Genomic DNA, 678 nt, shown 5'->3' with positions numbered 1-678 from the left:
TTCAGGTTGAAAAGGCGTAAGGAGTAACCGATGACAACCCAGTATGGATTTTTTATTGATTCCAGCCGCTGCACCGGGTGTAAAACCTGCGAGCTGGCCTGCAAGGATTACAAAGATCTGACCCCGGACGTCAGCTTCCGTCGTATTTATGAATACGCGGGCGGCGACTGGCAGGAGGATAACGGCGTCTGGCATCAGAACGTCTTCGCCTATTACCTGTCGATTGCCTGCAACCACTGCGAAGATCCGGCCTGCACCAAGGTCTGCCCGAGCGGGGCAATGCACAAGCGCGACGACGGTTTTGTGGTGGTGGACGAGGATGTCTGCATCGGCTGTCGCTACTGCCACATGGCCTGCCCGTATGGTGCGCCGCAGTATAACGCGGCTAAAGGCCACATGACCAAGTGCGACGGCTGCCACAACCGCGTGGCGGACGGCAAAAAGCCCATCTGCGTCGAGTCCTGCCCGCTGCGCGCGCTGGACTTTGGCCCGATTGAAGAGCTGCGTAAAAAACACGGCCAGCTTGCTGCGGTCGCGCCGCTGCCGTCTGCGCACTTCACGAAGCCGAGTATTGTGATTAAACCTAACGCCAACAGCCGTCCGACGGGTGACACCACCGGCTACCTGGCAAACCCGAAGGAGGTGTGAGATGGGAAGTGGATGGCATGAATGGCCGCT

At 58.6% G+C, this 678-nt stretch carries 1 protein-coding gene; it reads left to right on the top strand.

Annotation, left to right across the window (positions count from 1 at the left end; translation table 11 throughout):
* The first annotated feature begins 30 nt into the window (after nucleotides 1-30).
* Nucleotides 31-648 (top strand): DMSO/selenate family reductase complex B subunit, encoded by a 618-nt coding sequence (locus IPZ49_RS22775; protein WP_063146154.1) that lies wholly within the window; start codon nucleotides 31-33, stop codon nucleotides 646-648.
* Nucleotides 649-678: the final 30 nt, after the last annotated feature.

Origin of the sequence: Enterobacter cloacae complex sp. S2, from assembly GCF_015159675.1 — a bacterium.
In the GTDB taxonomy this organism is placed as follows: Bacteria; Pseudomonadota; Gammaproteobacteria; order Enterobacterales; family Enterobacteriaceae; genus Enterobacter; species Enterobacter intestinihominis.
This window is presented reverse-complemented; position numbering and strand designations above follow the sequence as displayed.

Bases quoted from the DNA above. Each gene is read 5' to 3' on its own strand.
- IPZ49_RS22775 (WP_063146154.1), top strand. From the start codon at position 31: ATGACAACCCAGTATGGATTTTTTATTGATTCCAGCCGCTGCACCGGG.